The following is a 16,084-nucleotide window of genomic DNA, read 5'->3' on the forward strand; positions in this document are numbered from 1 at the left end:
CGGTCGGCTGCCGCGCGGCGCGGACCGGTGGTGGCAGCATCGACTCCAGAGATGACGACGAGGAGAACCGTGGCCGTACAGCTCGATCCCCAGCTGCTGGAGATCCTGGCCTGCCCGTGTGACGCGCACGCCCCGCTGCGGCCCGGCACCGCGGCGGAGCCGGGCGCGGACGCGTTGACCTGCACCTCCTGCGGCCGCTCGTTCCCGGTCACCGACGGGATCCCGGTGCTGCTGCTGGACGAGGCCCTCCCGGGCACCGGTCCGGCGAGGGACGACGGGTGAACGGCGTGCTCGACGACACCCTGCTGGCCGACCCGGGCGAGCTGATGGCCCGGGACACCACCGGCGTGCTGCGGGCCGCCGCGACCGCCGGGGCACAGGTCCGCTCCGCGGTGCACGCCTGCGACGAGGCCGGCCTGGCGCGGTTGCGCGGTCACCGGCCGCGGGCGCTGGTGCTGCTGCGCAGGCCCGGTGTGTCCGGGGCGGTGGCCGACCTGGTGACGGCGCTGCTCGGTGACCGCTGCCCGGTCCCGGTGGTGCACGCCCCTGTCGTCCCCGGTTGGATCGGCCCGCTGGACGTGGTCGTCGCGCACACGGCGGACCCGGCCGATCCGGAGCTGGCCGAGTCGGTCGCGACCGCGGTCCGCCGGGGCGCGGAGACGATCCTGTCCGCGCCGGACGCCGGACCGGTCGCCCAGGCCGGCGCCGGGCGGGCCCGGCTGGTCGTGCCGCGGATCCCGCTGCCCGCGGGCCTCGGGTTCGCGCAGGCACTGGCGGTCGCACTGGTGACGGTGACCGAGCTGGAGCTGATCACCCCCGCCCCGGCGGCCGGGCTGGAGGCGCTCGCCGACGCCCTCGACGCCGAGGCGGAACGGAACCAGCCGGGCCACGAGCCGTTCGTGAACCCGGCGAAGTCGCTGGCGCTGCGGCTGGCCGAACGCACCCCGCTGCTGTGGGGGGTGGATCCGGCCGCCGCGGCGGTGGCCCGGCAGGGGGCGATCGCCCTGGCCGCGCACGCCGGCGTCGTCGCGCACGCCGCCGATCTCGGCCAGGCGGGCACGCTCGCCGGGCTGCGGGTCGCGGTGGATCTCGCGGAGCGTTCGGCCGGGGTGTTCCACGACCCGTTCGACGACCCGGCCCCCGGCGACGCGGCACCCGCGCCGAGGCTGGTGCTGCTCGGCACCGGCGAGGAGGACCCGCAGGCCGTCAGCCGCCGGACGCTGGGCCGGGAGTGGCCGAACGCCGACGTCGCGCACCCGGTGGAGGAGGTGCCGCGCGGTACCCGTGACGCCGTCCTGCTGCGGGCCGCCGTGCTGGCGCTGCGCGCCGACATCGCCGCGGTCTACCTGGGCCTGGCCGGCCGGGCCACGCTGAGCACCTGACACACCCGCGAACAGCTGACACCGGGAGACCCGTGGAACTGCTGGAGAACCCGATCCGCACCTATGCATGGGGGTCGCGGACCGTCATTGCCGACCTGCTCGGCGAGCCCGTTCCCTCACCGCACCCGCAGGCGGAGCTGTGGCTCGGCGCGCACCCGGCCGCACCGTCGAAGGTGACGGCCGGCAGGCCGTTGCACGCCCTCATCGCCGCGGACCCGGTGGCGGCGCTCGGGCCCGGCCGGGAACGGTGGTCGGGTCGGCTGCCGTTCCTGCTGAAGGTGCTCGCCGCGGAGGAGCCGCTGAGCCTGCAGGCGCACCCGAGCCTCGAGCAGGCGCGCGAGGGCTGGGCGCGGGAGAACGCGGCGGGCATCGCGGTGGACGCGCCGAACCGCAACTACCGCGACGCCAACCACAAGCCCGAGCTGCTCTGTGCGCTCACCGACTTCGTCGCGCTGGTCGGGTTCCGCGAACCGGCCCGCACGGTCGAGCTGCTGCGGGCGCTCGACGTCCCCGAGCTCGGCTCCTACACCGAGCTGCTCGCCGGGCAGCCCTGCTCGGACGGCCTGCGCGCGCTGTTCACGACCTGGATCACGCTGCCGCAGTCGGTGCTCGACGGGCTGGTCCCCGCGCTGCAGGAGGGCGCCGTGCGGCTGCTGGGCGCACGTTCGCCGGACAGCGAGCGCTACGCCGGGGAGGCCCGGATGCTGCTCGACCTCTCCGAGCGCTATCCCGACGACGCAGGCGTGCTGGCCGCGTTGCTGCTCAACCGGATCACCCTGCGCCCCGGTGAGGCGCTGTACCTGCCCGCCGGGAACCTGCACGCGTACCTGTCGGGTGCCGGGATCGAGCTGATGGCGAGCTCGGACAACGTGCTGCGCGGTGGCCTGACCCCGAAGCACGTCGACGTCCCGGAGCTGCTGCGGGTGCTGGACTTCGCCGCGCCCCCGCCGCCGGTGCGCACCGCACGCCCCGATCCGGAGACCGACGGCTGGTACCGCTACGACGTCGACGTGCAGGAGTTCCTGTTGCGTCGAGCGGACACCGTCGGCCGGGACAAGCTCGACGTCCCGGGGACGGGTGCCCGGATCCTGCTGTGCACCGAGGGCAGCGCCGCGGTCGAGGCACACGGCGAGGTGCTGGAGCTGCCGCGGGGTGCGGCGGTGTACCTCGCGGCCACCGACACCGGCGCCGTGCTCACCACCGGCGACGACGGTGCCACGGTGTTCCTCGCCGGCGACGGCCTGTAGCCGCCCGAGGTGCGTGCGTCGCGTTCGTTCTTCACCATTGACCGAGATCGTCGGTGAGGAGCGGGACATGCGCGTCGCGGTGCCGAAGGAGACCAAGGACGGCGAGTTCCGGGTCGCCCTGACCCCGGCCGGGGTGCACGAGCTGGTCCGGCGTGGGCACGAGGTCGTCGTCGAGCACGACCCGGGTGCCGGCTCCTCGATCGCCGACGCGGAGTACAAGGAGGCCGGCGCGCAGGTCCTGACCGACACCGCCGAGGTGTGGGGTTCCGCCGAGCTGCTGCTCAAGGTGAAGGAGCCGATCGAGTCCGAGTACGGCTTCCTGCGGTCCGGTCTGACCTTGTTCACCTACCTGCACCTGGCCGCGTCGCGGTCGTGCACCGACGCGCTGCTCGCCGGCGGCACCACGTCGATCGCCTACGAGACGGTGCGGACCGCGGACGGCAGGCTGCCGCTGCTCGCTCCGATGAGCGAGGTCGCGGGCCGGCTGGCGCCCCAGGCCGGTGCGTACCACCTGATGCGCTCGGCCGGGGGTCGCGGAGTGCTGATGGGAGGCGTGCCCGGGGCCCCGGGGGCCGACGTCGTCGTGCTGGGGGCGGGTGTCGCGGGTGCGAACGCGGTCGCCGTCGCAGCCGGCATGCAGGCCCGGGTGACCGTGCTGGATCTCGATGTCGACAAGCTCCGCGCGATCGACGCGCGCTACGGGGGCCGGGTCCGCACCGTGTACTCCACCGAGCTCGCCGTGCGCGATGCCGTGACCGATGCCGATCTGGTGATCGGCGCGGTGCTGGTGCCAGGGGCGAAGGCGCCGACCCTGGTCCCGAACGAGCTCGTCGCGCAGATGCGCCGGGGTGCGGTGCTGGTCGACATCGCGATCGACCAGGGCGGGTGCTTCGCCGACTCGCGCCCGACCACGCACGCCGACCCGACCTACCCGGTGCACGGAACCGTCTTCTACTGCGTCGCGAACATGCCGGGCGCGGTGCCGCACACCTCCACCCGGGCCCTGACCAGCGCCACGCTGCCGTACGTGCTGCGGCTGGCGGACGAGGGCTGGGAGTCGGCGACCGCCGCCGACCCGGCGCTCGCCGCCGGCCTGTCCACGCACCGGGGGCAGCTGCTGGCGGCCGAGGTCGCCGAGGCGCACGGGGTGCCGCACGGGGCCCGTTCGCGCACATAGTGTGACGAACGAGACATTCCGCCGCGCAATCGGATCGTGACCTCAAATCTTGGCCACGATGCGTGACGCAAGCAGGGTCACGGTCGTAACTTCACCGCCCATGACGGTCACGAGCCGTGGTGGCGGAATCTTCCGTACCAAGACGGTTGAACAGTCCATCCGGGACACCGACGAACCGGGTACCCGGCTCAAGAAGGACCTGGGGACGGTCGATCTGATCGTCTTCGGCGTCGCCGTGGTCATCGGCGCCGGCATCTTCACCCTCGCCGCGAGCACCGCGGGCAACATCGCCGGGCCCGCGGTGTCACTGTCGTTCGTGCTGGCCGCGGTCGCCTGCGGCCTGGCGGCGCTCTGCTACGCCGAGTTCGCCTCCACCGTGCCGGTCGCGGGCAGCGCCTACACGTTCTCCTACGCCACCTTCGGCGAGTTCCTCGCCTGGATCATCGGCTGGGACCTCGTCCTGGAGTTCGCGGTCGGCTCGGCCTACGTGTCGAAGGGCTGGTCGGAGTACCTGGCCCAGACGCTGGGCCTGCTCGGGATCGAGGTCTCGACCTCGTACGACCTCGGTGGCTTCTTCTCCTTCGACTGGGGCGCCCTGCTGCTGGTCGTCGCCCTGGCGCTGCTGCTCTACCGCGGCACGAAACTGTCCAGCCGGGTCAGCCTGGTGATCACCGCGCTCAAGGTCCTGATCGTGCTGTTCGTGATCGTTCTCGGGCTGTTCTACGTCGACGCCGCCAACTACACCCCGTTCGTGCCCGCGCCCGAGGCGGGTACCACCGAGACCGGCACCGGGATCCAGCAGTCGCTGCTCTCGTTCTTCGGCGGCGCCTCCTCCAGTGTGTTCGGCGTCTACGGGGTGTTCGCCGCGGCCGCGATCGTCTTCTTCGCCTTCATCGGGTTCGACGCGGTCGCCACCACCGCGGAGGAGACGAAGAACCCCTCGAAGGCGCTGCCGCGGGGCATCCTCGGCTCGCTGGCCATCGTCACCGTGCTCTACGTCGCGGTCGCCCTGGTGATCACCGGCATGGTCCCGTACACCGAGCTGGCCACCCAGCCCGACGGCACCCGGGCCACCCTCGCCACCGCGTTCGCCTCGCTCGGGGTGGACTGGGCGGCGACGATCATCGCCCTCGGCGCGCTGCTCGGCCTCACCACCGTCGTCATGGTGCTGATGCTGGGCCAGATCCGGGTCATCTTCGCGATGTCCCGGGACGGCCTGCTGCCGACCGGTCTGGCGAAGACCAACCGCTTCGGCACCCCGGGCCGCGCCACCTGGCTGATCGGCACCGCGATCGCCCTGGTCGCGACCTTCTTCCCGGCCGACGACCTGGAACAGATGGTCAACATCGGCACCCTGTTCGCGTTCGTGCTGGTCTCGATCGGGGTCGTCGTGCTGCGCCGTACCCGGCCGGACCTGCCCCGGGGGTTCCGCACGCCGCTGGTGCCGCTGGTGCCGGTCCTGGCCGTGCTGGCGTGTGTCTGGCTGATGCTGAACCTCTCGGTGGAGACCTGGCTGCGGTTCGTGCTCTGGATGGTCCTCGGAGTGGTGATCTACTTCGCCTACTCGCGGAAGCACTCGGTGCTCGGGAAGCGGGAGCGGGGCGAGCTGCCCTCGCAGGCGCAGGCGTCCTCGGAGTAGCCCGACCACCGATCGGACACTGTCCGTGGTCATCCCGCGGCAGTACGCTCGCAGTCCATGACCGACCCGATCGGCGATCCGGCCGCCCCCGCGGTCTGCCTCGACGTCGGCTCGTCCTGGACGAAGGCGGTGCTCGTGCTGCCCGACGGCAGCCCCGCCGGTTTCGCCGAGCACCCGACCACCCCCGACGTGCACGAGGGCGTCGAGGCCGCGGTGGCCGCTGCCGCGGCCTCGACGGGCCGTGGCGGGGGCCCCGCCCCGCAGGTGCTGGCCTGTTCGTCGGCGGGCGGGCCGTTGCGGCTCGCGGTGGTCGGTGCGGAACGGCTCGCGACGGTCGAGGCCGGGCACCGGGTCTGCCGGTCGGCCGGGGCCCGGGTGGTCGGCGTGCACTCCGGCCCGCTCGAGGGGGGTGCGGTCCGCGAGCTCACGGACCAGCAGCCCGGTGCGGTGCTGCTGCTCGGCGGCCCGGACGGCATGGACCCCGGGGTGCTCCTGCACAACGCGGGCCTGCTGGCGAGGGCCCGCGGCCGATGGTCGGTGCTGCTCGCGGTCGATCCCTCCGCCCGTGCCGATGCGCTGCAGCTGCTGCGCGCGGGCGGGCACACCGTGCGGACCTGCCCGAACCCGACACCCCGGCCCGGTGAGATCGTGCCCGGTCCGGTGCGCGAGGCCGTCGCCGAGCTGTCGGCGCGGCAGTCGCTCGGGGTCCGGCCCCGTCGCTCCGGGGAGCGGCCCCGCACCCGTACGCCGGTCGCCGTCGCGGACGGTGCGCGGATGCTGGCCCGGCTGACCGGGGCCGGCGTGCTGGTGGTGGACGTCGGGTCGGCCACCACCGACGTGCACGGATGCGGGCCGGGTGACGGTGAGCGCCCGGCGCCGGTGGTGATGACGGTCGAGGGAGACCTCGGTGTCCGGGACGGGGCCGCCGGAGCACTCGTCGAGGGTCAGGCCGAGGGACTGGTCGACCCGGTCGAGGCGGACCTGCTCGGCCCGGCCGTGGCCGCGCTCGCCGGCTCCGGGCCGGCGGTCCCGACCGACCGCGGCGCCGCGGCGGAGGACCGGCGGCTCGCGGCGGTGGCCGCCGTCGTCGCGCTGCGGCGTCACCTGCGCCACACCGGCCGGATCGACGCGGGTGATCCGGGAGGCATGCCCGGTCTGCCGGGCCCCGGGGCGGGCGGGCCGCCCACCGCACGTGCGGCCGGGGCCGGTGATATCGGTCTCGTCGTGCTGACCGGTGGGGTGTTCCGGCAGCGGGACCCGGCCGGGCTCGCCGCGGTCGCCGCGACGGTGCGCCACGATCCGGCGCTGAGGGCCGCCCTGACGCAGGTCGACGTCGCGGTCGACAGCGAGTCCGTGCTGGCCCCGGCGGGTCTGTTGGCGGCACACGGACGTGAGCGGGCGGCCGGCACCCTGCTCGTCGAGCGGCTGCTGGGATGATCGTCACCGGCGTCCGGAGCAGTTGACACCCGCCGGACGCCTGGGAACGATGGAACCCGCGAGAGAGTCGGGTGCCGAGAGGCGCTGCAGCGGTGAACCGCTCGGCTGCGTGAGCAGCGGGCAGGATCCGCCACGCTCGGGCCCGACCCACCACGGACGAGGAAAGGGCGCCTGTCTCCGACGAGGAGGGAGGGCCGACGTGACCCGTCCTGGTCCCGTTCGCCCACTCCTGCCGTGCGGAGCGCCCACCGAGTTCGACCCGATCGCCTGAGGAGGCGCACCCACCTTATGACCGCATCCCAGACCACCGGCCACCCCAAGCTGCAGAACGTCAACGGGCTCGATTTCGCCGTCGCCGACATCAACGGCCACGAGGCGGGCCGCAAGGACATCCGGCTGGCCGAGAACGAGATGCCGGGCCTGATCGACCTGCGCCGGGAGTACTCCGAGGCGAAGCCGTTGCGCGGGGCCCGGATCGCCGGTTCGCTGCACATGACCACGCAGACCGCGGTGCTGATCGAGACGCTGGTCAGCCTGGGTGCGCAGGTGCGCTGGGTGTCCTGCAACATCTTCTCCACCCAGGACGACTCGGCCGCCGCGACCGTCGTCGGGCCGCACGGCACCCCGGAGAACCCGCAGGGTGTGCCGGTGTTCGCCTGGAAGGGCGAGACGCTCGAGGACTACTGGTGGTGCACCGAGCAGCTGTTCAAGTTCACCGACGAGCAGGGCAACGTGGTGGGCCCGAACATGATCCTCGACGACGGCGGTGACGCGACCCTGCTGGTGCACAAGGGCGTCGAGTTCGAGCAGACCGGCGTCGTGCCGACGGTCGACGACGACGACCTGACCGTCGCCGCCGAGGAGCGGGTGATCCTGGACACGCTGCGCCGCAGCCTCGCCGAGGACCCGAAGCGCTGGACCACGATCGCCTCGGACATCCGCGGCGTCACCGAGGAGACCACGACCGGGGTCAACCGGCTCTACCAGCTCGCCGAGCAGGGCAAGCTGCTGTTCCCGGCGATCAACGTCAACGACTCGGTGACGAAGTCGAAGTTCGACAACAAGTACGGCATCCGGCACTCGCTGCTGGACGGGCTGAACCGGGCCACCGACGTGCTGATCGGCGGCAAGGTCGCGGTCGTGGCCGGCTACGGCGATGTCGGCAAGGGCTGCGCGGAGGCCCTCTCGGGTCAGGGTGCGCGGGTGATCGTGTCGGAGATCGACCCGATCTGCGCACTGCAGGCGCTGCTGGAGGGCTACCAGGTGGCCCGGGTGGAGGATGTCATCCACACCGCCGACGTCGTGGTCACCACGACCGGCAACAAGGACATCATCACCACCGACCTGATGCAGAAGATGAAGCACCAGGCGATCCTGTGCAACGTCGGTCACTTCGACAACGAGATCGACATGGCCGGGCTGGCCCGCATCCCGGGCATTAACAAGATCAACATCAAGCCGCAGGTCGACGAGTGGATCTTCCCGGACGGGCACACCATCCTGGTGCTCTCCGAGGGCCGGCTGATGAACCTGGGCAACGCGACCGGGCACCCGTCGTTCGTGATGTCGAACTCGTTCGCGAACCAGACGATCGCCCAGATCGAGCTGTTCACCAAGCACACCGAGTACAACAAGGACGTCTACCGGCTGCCCAAGCACCTCGACGAGAAGGTGGCACGGGTGCACGTGCTGGCGCTGGGCGGGGAGCTGACCAAGCTGACCAAGGACCAGGCCGAGTACATCGGGGTCGACGTCGAGGGCCCGTACAAGCCCGAGCACTACCGCTACTGAGCACGTCCGCTCTCCCGACCGGCGGCGCGGTGGTCCGCACTACCACCGCGCCGCCGGCGTCCGTGCAGGATCGGTGACGATGATCGAGATCGGTTCCGGCGACGGCTGGGTGCAGTGCTCCGCCGGCCACCGGCACTGGGGCCTGTTCGGTGCGGCCGGGCTGCTCGTCCGGCACCGCGACGACGCCGACCCGCCCGGCGTGGACCGGGTGCTGCTGCAGCACCGGGCGTCCTGGAGCCACCACGGCGGCACCTGGGGCATCCCCGGCGGGGCACGCGACCGCGGTGAGGCCGCCCGGGTCGCAGCGCTGCGCGAGGCCGCGGAGGAGTCCTCGCTGGACACCGCCGCCGTGCAGGTGCTCGACGAGTTCGTCGACGACCACGGCGGTTGGACCTACACCACCGTCGTCGCCCGGACGCCCACTGCGCCACCGGTGTCGGTGCGCGGACGGGAGAGCACCGAGCTGCGCTGGGTCCGCACCGACCGGTTCGACGAGCTCGCCCTGCACCCCGGTTTCGCCACGACCTGGCCGCGGGTCCGCCTGCTCGGCACCGGTTAGGCTCTGCGCCCGTGGGACGGCTGGTGGTCATCGAGGGCCTCGACGGTGCCGGCAAGCGCACCCTCGCCGCCCGGCTGGCGGCCGAGCTGACCTCGGCCGGTCGGACCGTGTGCGTCACGGCGTTCCCCCGCTACGACGACGACGTGCACGCCGAGCTCGCCCGCGATGCCCTCTACGGCCGGATGGGCGACCTGGCGTCGTCGGTGCACGCGATGGCGATCCTGTTCGCGCTCGACCGGCGCGCCGCCGCCCCCGGGCTGCGCGCGGACCTCGCGTCGCACGACGTGGTGCTCGTCGACCGGTACGTCGCCTCGAACGCCGCCTACAACGCCGCCCGGCTCGGGCAGGACGCCCACGGCGAGGTCGTCGGGTGGGTCCGAGCGCTGGAGGTGCAGCGGTTCGGTATCCCGGTGCCCGACCACCAGCTGTTGCTGGCCCCGCCCCGTGAGGTGGCCGCCGAACGTGCCCGCGCCCGCGAGCGCGCCGATGCAGGCCGGGCCCGGGACGTCTACGAGAGCGACGAGGGGTTGCAGGCCCGCACCGACGCCGTGTACCGCCAGCTCGCCGGGATGGGCTGGCTGAGCCCGTGGACCGTCGTCGACGGCAGCGGGCCCGATCCGGCACCGGCGCTCGCCCACCTGGTGCTCGGGAGGCCCGGGGGCGTCCCCATGGACCCTCCCCGGCAGGGCTCCGGGCCCGGGGTGGGATATTGGCAGGCATGAAGTCGCGCGTGCTGGTGGTCGACGACGACCCGGCCCTGGCCGAGATGCTCACCATCGTGCTGCGGGGCGAAGGGTTCGAGACCGCGGTGGTGTCCGACGGCACCCGGGCTCTGCCCGCCGTCCGGGACTCACAGCCGGATGTCATCCTGCTCGACCTGATGCTGCCCGGGATGAACGGCATCGACGTCTGCCGGGCCATCCGGGCGGAGTTCGGCATCCCGATCGTCATGCTCACCGCCAAGAGCGACACGGTCGACGTGGTGCTGGGCCTCGAGTCGGGTGCCGACGACTACGTGATCAAGCCGTTCAAGCCGAAGGAGCTCGTCGCCCGGATCCGGGCCCGGGTGCGGCGCAACGAGTCCGAGCCCGCCGAGCAGCTGACCATCGGTGAGATCGACATCGATGTGCCCGCGCACCAGGTGACCAGGGCCGGCCGGCCGATCGCGCTCACCCCGCTGGAGTTCGACCTGCTGGTCGCGCTCGCCCGCAAGCCCCGTCAGGTGTTCACCCGCGAGGTCCTGCTCGAACAGGTCTGGGGTTACCGGCACGCCGCCGACACCCGGTTGGTGAACGTGCACGTGCAGCGACTCCGGTCGAAGGTGGAGCGCGACCCGGAGCGGCCCGAGGTGGTCCTGACCGTCCGCGGGGTGGGGTACAAGGCCGGGCCTCCGTGATGCGCGAGCCGGTGCGCCCGCGATGAGCAGGCTCGGGATCCGGCGCCGGTTGCGTCGGCTGCCGGGGGTCGAGCGCCTGCTCCGGGGGCTGGCGCCGCTGCGTGCTCAGGCGCACGAGCTCGGCGCCCTGGTGGCCGCGTCGTGGCGCCGGTCGTTGCAGCTGCGTGTCGTGGTCTCGACGCTCGCCCTGTCCTCGGCGGTCGTGCTCGTGCTGGGTCTCGTGCTGCAGAGCGAGATCGCCGAGCGGCTGCTGCAGAGCAAGGTCAACGGCGCGCTGGTCCAGGCCGAGACGGGCCGGGTGGTGCTCGAGGGTGAGCTCTCCGGTGTCGACCCGGACCGCGAGGGCGCTCAGGAGATCCTGGACGCTGCGCTGCAACGACTCACCAACACCGAGGACTCCTCGCCCGGCACCTCCACGGCCGGTGAGTTCCGGGCCGCGCTGACCAGCGGGATCGGCAACGGCCCCGAGATCTCCTCGGGCCCGGTGGACGACGTCACCCCGGAGCAGCGGGCCACGGTCGCCGAGGGTGGCGTGAGCCGCCAGTACACGACCGTCGACGGTGTACCGACGCTGGTGATCGGGCAGCCGGTCTCGACCGCGGGCCGGGACCTGCAGTTCTACCTGCTCTTCCCGTTGGAGGGGGAGCGGCTGACGCTGAACCTGGTGCAGAGCACCCTGATCGTGGGCGGCCTGGTGCTGCTGGTCCTGCTCGCGGCGATCGCCAGCCTGGTGACGAGGCAGGTCGTGCGGCCCATCCGGCAGGCCGCCGACGTGGCGGAGCGGTTCGCGGGCGGTCATCTCGACGAGCGGATGGTGGTGCGGGGCGAGGACGAGGTGGCCCGGCTCGCCGAGTCGTACAACGAGATGGCGGGCAGCCTCGCCGCCCAGATCGCGCAGCTGGAGGAGTTCGGTGCGCTGCAACGGCGGTTCACCTCCGACGTCAGCCACGAGCTGCGCACCCCGCTGACCACGGTCCGGATGGCTGCCGACGTGCTCTACGCCTCCCGTGACGAGTTGCTCCCGGCTCTGCGGCGCAGCTCCGAGCTGCTGGTCACCGAGCTGGACCGGTTCGAGGAGCTGCTCGCCGACCTGCTGGAGATCTCCCGCCTGGACGCCGGTGTCGCCGAGCTGGGCGCCGAACAGGTCGACCTGTCCGCGGTGGTGCGTCGCGCCGTCGGTGCCGTCCGCGGCCTGGCCGCCGATGCCGGGACCGAACTGGTGCTCGATCTGCCTGCGGGGGAGTACGTCGAGGCCGACCCCCGGCGGGTCGAGCGGATCGTGCGGAATCTGGTGGCGAACGCGATCGACCACGGCGAGGGCCGACCGGTGGAGGTGACGATGGCGGGGGACCCCGCTTCGGTGGCGGTGCTGGTGCGTGACCACGGCGTCGGCCTGCGGCCCGGCGAGGCCGACCTGGTGTTCAACCGCTTCTGGCGGGCGGAGGAGTCCCGCGCGCGGCGCAGCGGCGGCACCGGACTGGGTCTCTCGATCAGCATCGAGGACGCCCGGCTGCACGGCGGCTGGCTGCAGGCCTGGGGCGAGCCCGGCAACGGATCGGCGTTCCGGTTGACCCTGCCCCGTCTGGTCGGCGGTCACATCTCCACCTCACCGCTGCCGCTGGGGCCGCCCTCCGGTGAGGAGGACGCGGCGTGCCGGGACGGCCGCCCGGGAACATCGGTGCCGACACCGCCCCGGGGTGTGGCCGCCCGCCGGGCGGAGGACCGGCCGGTGTGCGAGGAGGCCGCCCGCCCGGCCGAGGCCGCCCCGGTGCTGCCTGCGGAACGCGCGATCACCGACCCGGGGGTGCAGCGGTGAGCTCGTGGCTGCGCCGGTACGGCACCGGCCTGGGCATGCTGGTCTGCCTCATCGTGCTCGCCGGCTGCGCCAGCGTGCCGGACCACTCGTCGGTCCAGGTGCTCCGCCAGACCGGGGACACCGGTGCGGCGGTGCCGGACGGCCCGATCGAGGACGCCGACCCGCTGGGCCTGGTCCGGGAGTTCGTCTACGCCTCCGGCCGGCCGGACGACCGGCACGCCTCCGCCCGCCGCTATCTCGCCGCCTCCGCCGCGGACTGGGACGACGGTGCCTCGTTGACCGTGCTCACCGAACGTTTCGACACGGTGTTCGCGCCGGACAGCGCCGAGCACGGCGGGGACCGGGCGGTGGTGCGGTTGCGCGGGACCAGGCTCGGCACGGTCAGCCCCTCCGGTGCGTTCGAGACGGCCACCGGGCCGATCGAGGTCGACATCGGCGTCGTGCGGCAGGAGGACCACTGGCGGATCGACCGGCCTCCGCCCGGGGTCATGGTCCGGCTCTCGGACTTCCGCACGAACTACCGCTCGCTGCGGGCGTGGTTCACCGATCCGCAGCGCGGAACGCTGATGTCGGACACCCATTACATCCCCAGTACCCGGCCGATCCAGCTGGCCTCCCGTGCGATCGAGGTCCTGCTGAGCGGCCCCTCGGCGGGGCTGGCCGGGGCGGCGGTGACGATGTTCCCGGCGACGGCCCGGCTGCGGTCGGCCGTGGCCGAGTCGCCGGACGGGGTGAGCGTCGTCGATCTCACCGGGGTCTCCGGGTTGTCGGGGGCGGACCGGCGGCTGCTCGCCGCACAGGTCGTGCTGACACTGGCCGAGGTCAGTGTGGCGAGAGTGCGGGTGCTCTCCGACGGTGAGCCACTGCTGCCCGACGAGCCCGAGATCACCCGTGACGACGTGGCCGGCCTCGTCTCGGCGCCCGACCGGCTCCCGGCTTTCCCGCTGGTGGTCGACGGCGGACGGGTGCGGCAGCTGGCCGAGGGCGGGCGGGAGACGCCGGTGCGGGGGCAGGCCGGCAACGGGTCGTTCGACGTGGTCGAGGCGGCGGCCTCCGCGCGCGGGGACGGGATCGCGGTCGTCTCCCGGGAGGAGACCGGGACGCACCGGCTGCTGACCGGCCCGATGGACGGCGAGCTGACCGCGACCCCGGTGTCCGGGGCCGAGGTGACCTCGCTGAGCTGGAACGGAGCCGGCGACGAGATCTGGGCGGTCGCCGACGGCCGGCTGCGCCGGGTGCTGGTCCCGGCGACCGGACCGCCGGTGGAGGCACCGCTGGACACCCGCCGGCTCGACGGACTGGGTGAGATCGACGACCTGGCGCACTCGCGGGAGGGCGGCCGGCTGGCCGTGGTCGCGGGCGGGGCCGCGATGGTGGGGCCGGTGATCCCCGGTGCGGACGGGGAAGCCGCGATCGGGCCGCTGCGGGAGCTGCGCCCGAACGAGCTGACCGACGTCGTCGCCGTCGACTGGCGGTCGAGCGAACAGCTCGCCGTCGCGTCCGACTCCGAGCGCCCGGTGGCACTCGTGACGAGCGACGGCCTGACCCTGGACCAGGTGCCGGGCACCAACCTCACCTCTCCCTTGCGCGCGGTGGCCGCCGCCCCCGGGCGGCCGATCTACGTGACCGACCGGACCGGTCTGTGGAGCTACAGCGGGGGTGACCTGGACGCCTGGCAGCAGACGGTCGGCGCCTCCACCGCGGCGCGGCCCTTCTACCCGGGCTGAGCCGGCGCCCGGGACCAGAGTGCGCCGGTGTGCGCCTCGATCACCGGTCGTCACGCGGTCTGTGGACGGATCGGCCACCTGTGGACAAGTCCTGCCCTGCGGGGCCGGACCGCGGCACGTGGCCCGTTCCACGGGGCAGTATCCACGGCATGGGTCCTCCGTCCTGCTCACCGGTCGCGGCACTGCTCGACCTGCTGTTCCCGCGTACCTGTGGTGGCTGCGGTGCGGGCCCTCCGGACAGCGGGGGCTGGTGCCCGGCCTGTGCCGAGAGCACCGCGGGGCCGTGGTCGGTCGCGGTGCCCGGGGCCGGGCGGGTCGCGGTGGCCGGCCGCTACCGCGGGCCGCTGCGCCGCGCGGTGCTCGCCTACAAGGAGCGCGGTCGCCGCGACCTCGCGGCGGACCTCGCCGGGTTGCTCGTGCCGCCGGTCGCGGTCGTGCTGCCGGCGGTGGCCGGGCGGGCGCCCGACCGGATCCGTCTCGTGCCCGTCCCCTCCCGCCCGGCCGCCGCCCGGGCCCGCGGTGGCGACCACGTGCTCCGGTTGTGCCGGGCGCTGGAACCGCGGCTCACGGCGGCCGGTCTGCCGGCCCGCACGGCCACGTTGCTGGCGCTCGGCCGGCGGGCCCGGGACTCGGTCGGGCTGGACGGCGCGGCCCGGGCCGCGAACCTGTCCGTCGCGCTCCGCCCGGCGAACCGCGGGAGGGAGGCGGGTCCGGGGGAGCCGGTGGTGCTGGTCGACGACGTGGTGACCACCGGGGCGACCCTGCGTGCCTGCCGACAGGCGTTGCGTGCGCTCGGGTGCGAACCCATCGGCTCGGTGCTGCTGGCCGACGCCACCACGCACCACCGCAGTCGGTGACGAGGGTCACACCTGTCCGGGGTCCCCGGTGTACGACCGGACGGCCGTGCGCCGCGGCCCGGGGAGCGTAGTGCCGGGCCACCCGCCGGTGAGGGTGCGAAGTGGCGGTCGGGTATCACCCGGTCGCCGTTCCCTCGTGGCGGAGCGGTGTCACCCATGGGCCGAACGTCCCGCTTCCGGGTCGACGAGCGGCCTGTCCCGCCGGCAGATTTCCCGATAACGTCCGATGAACTCCGACCCGCTAGCACACCAGGAGGAACGACCGATAGCCCACCCCCCGGGGCCGTCGTCGAGTCCCGGGTTCAGCACGAGGCGAAGCGAGGGATGTCCGAGTGGAAATCGTCGTCACCGGCCGGAACGTCCAGGTGCCCGACCACTTCCGTGGTCTGGTCGAGGAGAAGCTGTCCCGCCTGGAGCGCCATGACCACAAGATCGTCGGGATGGAGGTGGAGCTCTTCCACGAGCCGAACCGCCGCCAGCAGAAGTCCTGCCAGCGTGTTGAGATCACCGGTCGCGGCGGCTGCGGTGCCGTCGCCCGCGCCGAGGCGTCGGCGCCCGACTTCTACGCCGCTCTCGATCTGGCGGTCGGCAAGCTAGCCGAGCGGCTCCGTCGCTCGCACGATCGCCGCAAGCCGAGCCGCCGTGATCGCGTGCACGCGTCCCGGGTCGCCGCGAACGCCTCCGCCGTCGCGTTGATGGAGGCGGCACCGCCCGCCACCGACGCGATTCCCGCGCCCCGATCGCACGACGACGACCTTCCCGACGCGGAGCTCGAGCAGCTCGAACAGCAGTGGGCCGCGGAGTACCGGCCGGGTCGCATCGTGCGGGAGAAGACTCACCCGGCTGATCCGATGACGGTCGACGAGGCACTGTCGCGGATGGAGCTCGTCGGTCACGACTTCTACCTCTTCTCCGACAGCGACTCGGGCAAGGCCTCGGTGGTCTACCGGCGCCACGGGTACGACTACGGGGTGATCCGGCTCGGCGGCTGACCGCTCGGCGCGGGTGCCCGGCCGTCCGCGGTGGGCACCCGCGCCCGGCGGTGGTGCGGCCGGC

Annotated in this window: 14 protein-coding genes; all 14 read left to right on the forward strand. The window is 73.4% G+C overall.

The window, feature by feature from the left end:
• Positions 1-69: 69 nt before the first annotated feature.
• The 14 genes from AB0J24_RS03960 (at position 70) to raiA (ending at position 16,020) form a co-directional block, all read left to right on the forward strand.
• Entirely contained in the window at positions 70-282 is a 213-nt protein-coding gene (locus AB0J24_RS03960) for a Trm112 family protein (RefSeq protein WP_358675429.1), read from the forward strand.
• Positions 279-1,382 carry an SIS domain-containing protein gene (locus AB0J24_RS03965; RefSeq protein ID WP_358675023.1) on the forward strand — a complete coding sequence of 368 codons (1,104 nt, stop codon included), beginning with the start codon at positions 279-281 and terminating at the stop codon, positions 1,380-1,382. The genes AB0J24_RS03960 and AB0J24_RS03965 overlap by 4 nt, the downstream gene beginning before the upstream one ends.
• Positions 1,383-1,414: 32 nt before the next feature.
• Positions 1,415-2,629: a mannose-6-phosphate isomerase, class I gene (manA, locus tag AB0J24_RS03970; RefSeq protein WP_358675026.1), complete on the forward strand. Its 1,215-nt coding sequence runs from the start codon at positions 1,415-1,417 to the stop codon at positions 2,627-2,629.
• Positions 2,630-2,696: 67 nt separating this feature from the next.
• Positions 2,697-3,806: an alanine dehydrogenase gene (ald, locus tag AB0J24_RS03975; protein ID WP_358675432.1), complete on the forward strand. Its 1,110-nt coding sequence runs from the start codon at positions 2,697-2,699 to the stop codon at positions 3,804-3,806.
• 100 nt (positions 3,807-3,906) lie between these two features.
• Positions 3,907-5,445, forward strand: coding sequence for an amino acid permease (locus AB0J24_RS03980; protein WP_358675029.1), 1,539 nt, complete (start codon positions 3,907-3,909; stop codon positions 5,443-5,445).
• A 57-nt stretch (positions 5,446-5,502) separates the two neighbouring features.
• Positions 5,503-6,882, forward strand: coding sequence for a glutamate mutase L (locus AB0J24_RS03985; RefSeq protein ID WP_358675032.1), 1,380 nt, complete (start codon positions 5,503-5,505; stop codon positions 6,880-6,882).
• Between the two features lie 288 nt (positions 6,883-7,170).
• Positions 7,171-8,673, forward strand: coding sequence for an adenosylhomocysteinase (gene ahcY, locus AB0J24_RS03990; RefSeq protein ID WP_358675035.1), 1,503 nt, complete (start codon positions 7,171-7,173; stop codon positions 8,671-8,673).
• A 79-nt stretch (positions 8,674-8,752) separates the two neighbouring features.
• The gene (locus AB0J24_RS03995) at positions 8,753-9,232 is read left to right on the forward strand and encodes an NUDIX hydrolase (protein WP_358675038.1); all 480 of its coding nucleotides are present in this window, start codon (positions 8,753-8,755) and stop codon (positions 9,230-9,232) included.
• 11 nt (positions 9,233-9,243) lie between these two features.
• Positions 9,244-9,954: a dTMP kinase gene (locus AB0J24_RS04000; RefSeq protein WP_358675041.1), complete on the forward strand. Its 711-nt coding sequence runs from the start codon at positions 9,244-9,246 to the stop codon at positions 9,952-9,954.
• Positions 9,951-10,628 (forward strand): MtrAB system response regulator MtrA, encoded by a 678-nt coding sequence (mtrA, locus tag AB0J24_RS04005; RefSeq protein ID WP_358675044.1) that lies wholly within the window; start codon positions 9,951-9,953, stop codon positions 10,626-10,628. The genes AB0J24_RS04000 and mtrA overlap by 4 nt, the downstream gene beginning before the upstream one ends.
• Before the next feature lie 22 nt (positions 10,629-10,650).
• On the forward strand, positions 10,651-12,444 hold the full coding sequence (gene mtrB, locus AB0J24_RS04010; RefSeq protein ID WP_358675047.1) for an MtrAB system histidine kinase MtrB: 1,794 nt from the start codon (positions 10,651-10,653) through the stop codon (positions 12,442-12,444).
• Positions 12,441-14,171 (forward strand): LpqB family beta-propeller domain-containing protein, encoded by a 1,731-nt coding sequence (locus AB0J24_RS04015; protein WP_358675050.1) that lies wholly within the window; start codon positions 12,441-12,443, stop codon positions 14,169-14,171. The genes mtrB and AB0J24_RS04015 overlap by 4 nt, the downstream gene beginning before the upstream one ends.
• Positions 14,172-14,320: 149 nt before the next feature.
• Entirely contained in the window at positions 14,321-15,028 is a 708-nt protein-coding gene (locus tag AB0J24_RS04020; protein WP_358675053.1) for a phosphoribosyltransferase family protein, read from the forward strand.
• Between the two features lie 332 nt (positions 15,029-15,360).
• Complete coding sequence (gene raiA, locus AB0J24_RS04025) at positions 15,361-16,020, forward strand: ribosome-associated translation inhibitor RaiA (RefSeq protein WP_358675056.1); 660 nt, start codon at positions 15,361-15,363, stop codon at positions 16,018-16,020.
• Positions 16,021-16,084 lie beyond the last annotated feature (64 nt).

The organism is Pseudonocardia sp. NPDC049635 (assembly GCF_040659795.1).
GTDB lineage: Bacteria > Actinomycetota > Actinomycetes > Mycobacteriales > Pseudonocardiaceae > Pseudonocardia.

Bases quoted from the DNA above. Each gene is read 5' to 3' on its own strand.
- mtrA (WP_358675044.1), top strand. From the start codon at position 9,951: ATGAAGTCGCGCGTGCTGGTGGTCGACGACGACCCGGCCCTGGCCGAG.
- AB0J24_RS03995 (WP_358675038.1), top strand. From the start codon at position 8,753: ATGATCGAGATCGGTTCCGGCGACGGCTGGGTGCAGTGCTCCGCCGGC.
- AB0J24_RS04020 (WP_358675053.1), top strand. From the start codon at position 14,321: ATGGGTCCTCCGTCCTGCTCACCGGTCGCGGCACTGCTCGACCTGCTG.
- ald (WP_358675432.1), top strand. From the start codon at position 2,697: ATGCGCGTCGCGGTGCCGAAGGAGACCAAGGACGGCGAGTTCCGGGTC.
- ahcY (WP_358675035.1), top strand. From the start codon at position 7,171: ATGACCGCATCCCAGACCACCGGCCACCCCAAGCTGCAGAACGTCAAC.
- AB0J24_RS03980 (WP_358675029.1), top strand. From the start codon at position 3,907: ATGACGGTCACGAGCCGTGGTGGCGGAATCTTCCGTACCAAGACGGTT.
- mtrB (WP_358675047.1), top strand. From the start codon at position 10,651: ATGAGCAGGCTCGGGATCCGGCGCCGGTTGCGTCGGCTGCCGGGGGTC.
- AB0J24_RS03985 (WP_358675032.1), top strand. From the start codon at position 5,503: ATGACCGACCCGATCGGCGATCCGGCCGCCCCCGCGGTCTGCCTCGAC.